The 3,478-nt window shown below is 38.6% G+C and carries 3 protein-coding genes; all 3 read right to left on the bottom strand.

All coding sequences use genetic code 11. The features are described 5' to 3' along the window. Positions 1 to 114: 114 nt before the first annotated feature. Positions 115 to 1,857 carry a DUF4091 domain-containing protein gene (locus AC1DRQ_RS30260; protein WP_477429655.1) on the bottom strand — a complete coding sequence of 581 codons (1,743 nt, stop codon included), beginning with the start codon at positions 1,855 to 1,857 and terminating at the stop codon, positions 115 to 117. Between the two features lie 39 nt (positions 1,858 to 1,896). Further along, complete coding sequence (locus AC1DRQ_RS30255; protein WP_477429653.1) at positions 1,897 to 2,553, bottom strand: carbohydrate-binding family 9-like protein; 657 nt, start codon at positions 2,551 to 2,553, stop codon at positions 1,897 to 1,899. Beyond that, on the bottom strand, positions 2,550 to 3,478 hold a 929-nt coding region (locus AC1DRQ_RS30250; RefSeq protein WP_477429651.1), incomplete at its 5' end, for a phosphotransferase enzyme family protein. The genes AC1DRQ_RS30255 and AC1DRQ_RS30250, both read right to left, overlap by 4 nt.

Raw genomic sequence — 3,478 nt, 5'->3', positions numbered from 1 at the left:
AGACTTCAAATTTGTCATTTTCGAGTAATTTCTAATAGTAAATAAAGTTAAAAAAACGATTAAATGAAAGAGAATAACGAATAAAATTCAACAAAGTAAAAGGTTTTTAATTACCTATAAACTGTTTAACCTGTTCTGGGAAATACGCAGAATTTCGGCGGCATTTTTATGACTTAACACCCCGATATCAAAACCGCTTAATATTTTTTCAAGTTCACGCAGTTTATCCTGCTGGTTTCTTTTTATAAAATCGCCCCTCAGCACATTGATCTTTTCAAAATCCTGGATACCTTCAATTAATCGCTCAAAGCGGATAGAAGACCGCAGGCCCGGATAAACCAAATAAGCATCTCCTGATGACCATGATCCAAACCGTGTATCACGTACGGGGTCTTTTGTCCAGCAGTTGTAAGCCCATCTTAAGTACCCATCATATCCTTTGTAAGCTGCATACCACGCCAGCCAGGCAGATTCTGCCGGTGCCGAAAAGGTGAATGTGTTAGGATGCCCCTCTGTACAACAGGTATAATATGTGGTGTTAAATCCTGCTCTTTTACGTAATAGCATAGTAGCGCTATCTATAGCCTGATTTGAGGCCACACTATAATCAACCAAATCTTTCTCAATTTCGGGATGATAGTTACCTGCAAGTGAAATTTTAAAATCCTTATTTGCACTTTTTATTAAAGCTATCGCTTTTTGCATATCTGCCATAGGCCTTTCATCCATAGCGATAGTTGTTTTTGTAAACCATCCTTTCTCTTTAAGATGGTTGGCAAAATCGGCCAGCATGGGGCGCCAATGTGCATCATATTCCGGTGTACCAGGTTTAGCGATGATCGCGGTGTCTTTTCCAAGAGCCTCATCATGATAATAAAATTTCAAATTCCAGGGAATCATACTATAACAGTTGATAAACTTATTAATCCCCATCGACATCATAAAAGTTACCCATTTATCAAAAACTGTATAATCATAAGTCCATGAACCATTCTTATTTTTAGTCCATTTCACCATTGATCCATAAATATCATACGTCTGGCTATTCCACGGGTCATAGATCAGTGTAGTGGTAATTGATTTCTGACCGGCATCTGCCAGCATCTTCATATAGGGGCGCATGATATCGAAATGTTGTTTTGACCAGGCTTTTACACCATATACCCGGGAAACCGAATAAGGATTTTGCCACAGATCAAGGTGAAATTTCCAGTATTGGGGTGCAGGCAGGGTATGATCAAGTACTTCTATGCTATAATACAAAATACCAGGATACTTATTTTTGCCTTCCCTGATTTTCACATAACCTTTATAAATGCCTTTAACAGCATTAGCAGGAACCTTAACGCTTAACCAAACAGGCTGGGTAGTGTTTTTAGTTACGGAAAGAACTCTTACCGGATCAATAACATCCTCTACAAGAGAGGAATCATGACCGGCCTGGATACCGCAGCCGCCACCTTCATTATTCAGTCCATCGGCCATCACATAACGTACAAAATTTGCACTGATGTTTTTTACAGGGATTTTATGGCCTTTATCATCTTCGAGCCTACTCCATTCAAAACTTAATTGTTGCAGGTTACGGGTGGTCCATACCAGGAATTGGGTATGTACTTTTTCGCCCTTCCATGCTTTGGTTTGCCATTGGGTTTGTAACGGAAATATAGAAGGGGCATTGCGTTTCTCATAACGAATATCTGTTGAAGCAAAACTTACATAAACACCCGGTTTTAACAAATTCCAGCTTTCCTGTTGAACAGGTTTCGGGTCTGGAAGTTCCTGGTAAACCCCACCCGTTTTAACCTGCGCCGAAACAACAACACTCAATAACAACAGTATTAGAGTAAATTTCATTTTCATATTTCGTTACTTTACTATGAATGGGCTAAATATTTATATTCGATCTTCAAATTTCATTTTTCCAAAAAATTCGGGCAAATGAAAGTTAGGATCGGTAGATTTAATATCATTCCAGGCCAAAAAATGTGGGTCGGGCAGCTCATCACCGCATTTATAAAAATTAACCCGGCATTGCTTCCCATTTAATGATGAAATGGAATGATTACAAAACACTTCTAATGGTATCATCAGGGTAAGTTCCCAGCCAATACCACCCTGTCCGCTATTATCTACCAGKTTTAAATTAGTTTGGTGCCTTATCGTTCTTATAGTAGTCTCCGGTAATAGTTTGCGGTTTGTTCTGTTGGTTCCAAAACCCAACATGCATGTGCCTGCGCAGTTAAACTCAAAATTGTAATAACCCTTTTCGTCTCCAAAAGCTACAAAAAACTCTACGCAGCTATCTTTATAAACCGGCTCATTAGGCTGCTTATAAATTGCCCTTACAGATTTTTCACTCACATAGTATTTTATAAAAATATTATCGTTACCAAAAGCTATTGCAAAATGCACATCCGGCTTATAGCCATCACCAGGCCATGGCACCATTCCAATGTGATTTTTTTCATAACTATCTAATAAAAAAGATACGTGCGCGATAGGGCTTACTTTACTTACAAGCCCTAAAAATGGTACCGTTAATTCTTTCATTCTATTTGGGATGTTAATTTCTTATATGTTTTTGCTACGTCTTGAATTATCTGATCTAAAACAGCATATTGTTCTTCAAGCTTTTTAAGCAGCTGAAACTGTACCCTGGTACGCTGTAAATTATGTTCGGCAAAGCGTGTTTTATAATAAACATCGCCCTCTATGTAATCTGTAAGGAAACGTACGCCTTGCATATAGGGTATTAACAAAACCCCCATTACAAGCGATTTAACTTCCATATCTGATAAAAAGTCACCGGCGCTTTTAAGATATCCCTCTGTATAAGCTTTAAATAACGGAATACTAAGGTTGATTTTTGTAACGTCGTTCTCATCTTCGGATGCGGTATTGATAATGGTGCGGATAGCGTCGCCAAAATCATATGCTACGTAGCCGGGCATAACGGTGTCAAGATCAATCACACACTGTTCATGATCATCCATATCAAGCAATATGTTGTTGAATTTAGTATCGTTGTGTATAATGCGCAAAGGCAATTTTCCTTCTTTTCCTAAGTTCAAAATAGTAACCATCGTGTCGACCCTTTCAATAACAAACGTTAACTCCGGCAAAACATCTTTAACCCGATTTTCAACATCAAGCAGTACAGCTTTATTCAATCTATCCAGCCGCATAGCTATGTTATGAAAACCCGGTATGGTTTCGTAAAGTAAATTGGTATCCAGGTCTGATAATAGTAATTGAAATTTACCAAATGCCTTACCGCCTTCATAAGCTTGTTGCTGGGTAAGTACCAGGTCATAGCTTTTAGTATCCTTCAAAAAACAATACATTCGCCAGTAGTTGCCCCCTGCATCACAAAAAAAACATTGCTTGTCCCTCGCCCAAACCATAGTGAGTACTTCTTTATCGGGGTTTGAGCCCGGAATTTTGGCCAGTTTTTTTTTGAGGTGATTGGTTACCA

The organism is Mucilaginibacter sp. P4_E8, from assembly GCF_056401495.1.
The sequence above is the reverse complement of the archived record's forward strand: the minus strand, read 5'-3'. Positions and strand labels throughout refer to the sequence as shown.

Coding starts and splice junctions, on each gene's coding strand:
- AC1DRQ_RS30260 (WP_477429655.1), bottom strand. CDS start 1,857: ATGAAATTTACTCTAATACTGTTGTTATTGAGTGTTGTTGTTTCGGCG.